A 1665-nucleotide genomic window follows, 5' to 3' on the forward strand; every position below is an offset into this window, starting at 1 on the left:
GGCGCACCGGCGGGGGCGGTGAGCGGTCAGGATAATGGTGGCTTTGGTAATATTGGGCAGGGTTTGCAGCTTCTGGGCCGCAGCGTCACACAGGGCGGACAGGGCCGGAGCCTGCTCGCGGGCAACACCCAGTGTCAGGGTCAGGCGGCCGCCGTCATCTACCGTGCAGCTTTCCAGCCGCCCGGCGCTGGCAAGCGAAAGCCCGGTCTGTGGGTCCTGCACGGTTCTGAGCAGGTCCATCAGGGTATCAGAAGAAAAAGGGGCATTCTGCGCCAAGGGTCTTGTCCTGTGCTGGGGTGTTACAATGTTGCATGGGTGGCAACAGCAGGTCGGGCGCGCCGTCAAGGGCGTTCATGGGTATAACGCCTTTTTTCTGGCACAGACTGGGTGGTATGGGTAGAGGGACAGCCCATAGAACAACCAGCAGGCGGGGCAGAGGCGTGCCGAAAGGGTAAGATGCAGGCACACACGGACAAAGCGGATGCGGGCACGACCCGCACGGGCGCAGCGCCTGCCGCTCCGGCGGGTGCGGGGCAGGGGAGCACACACATGGAGGGCGCGCACGTGGCGCAAACACATACAGCAGAGGGGAGTGCACCACCCGCCCGCAGCCGCCGCGACCACAGGATTGATGCCCTGCGCGGTGCCGCCCTGCTGATGATGTTTATTGACCATATTCCCCAGAACCTGCTCAACCGCTTTACCATGCGCAACGTGGGTTTTGCCGATGCGGCCGAGGTGTTTGTGCTGCTGGCAGGCTATGCCTCGTGGCTGGCCTATGGGCGGGGTTTTACCAAATATGGTGTGTGGCCCACCCTCCAACGCCTGTTCAAACGCTGCGTGCAACTCTACATCGGCCAGACGATCATGGTCATGGCCTATGTGTTTACGGTGCGGGAGTGGCGGCACTTTACCCCTGTTTCGGTCGATTATCTGGAGCCTGAGCTGGCCCACGGTCTGGACTGGATATGGCGGGTGATGATGTTTGATGCGTTGCCCAGCAACCTCAACATCATGCCGCTCTACCTTGTGCTGCTGGGCGGGTTCCCCATTTTTTACCTGCTGATGCGCATCCACGGCTCGCTCGCCCTGCTTTTGTCGGGGGCGTTGTGGATGCTGGTGAACATGGACCCCGAGCTGAACTTCCCCAACTGGCTGGACCCCGATGGCTGGTACTTCAACCCGCTGGCATGGCAGTTCCTGTTTGCTCTGGGGCTGACGGCATCGGCCCAGACCGAGCGGCGCGGGCGCGATTTTGCGCGCGTGCCTGCCCTTGTGGCTCTGTGTTGGCTGTATCTGCTGTTCTCGGCCATTCAGGCTTTTCCGTGGACCCTGTGGGGCCTGCCCGACCTGCGCCCGCTGGGGGATGCGCTGGCCCCGTCCAAAAGCTGGCTCTCGCCCTGGCGGCTGTTTGATGTGGTCGCCATTTTCTACCTTGTCCAGTCGTCCGAGCGGGCGCGCCACTGGGCGGCCGAATCGTGGGTGGGGCAGGAGCTGGCCCGTGTGGGCCGCCACTCGCTGGAAGTATTTGTGGTGGGCACCATACTGGACCTGTACGCACGCCTGATCTTTAGCACCTTTGGGGATGGCTGGGCCTTGCAGGTGGCGGTCAATGTGGTGGGGCTGGCCATGCTGATCGGCCTTGCCACATGGCTGGACCGGCGG

At 63.0% G+C, this 1665-nt stretch carries 2 protein-coding genes; one reads left to right on the plus strand and one right to left on the minus strand.

The genetic code is table 11. The annotated features are described in order from the left end of the window. Window positions 1–276: iron-sulfur cluster assembly protein (locus JCM25146_RS15900; protein WP_025829279.1), on the minus strand; the 276-nt coding region annotated here is incomplete at its 3' end. A gap of 273 nt (window positions 277–549) precedes the next feature. On the opposite strand from JCM25146_RS15900, the gene JCM25146_RS15905 reads away from it, so the two are divergent. After that, a partial coding sequence (locus JCM25146_RS15905) for an OpgC family protein (RefSeq protein WP_051544342.1) occupies window positions 550–1665 on the plus strand: 1116 nt, incomplete at its 3' end.

The sequence above is a fragment of the Acetobacter okinawensis JCM 25146 genome (genome assembly GCF_000613865.1).
Classification (GTDB): Bacteria; Pseudomonadota; Alphaproteobacteria; order Acetobacterales; family Acetobacteraceae; genus Acetobacter; species Acetobacter okinawensis.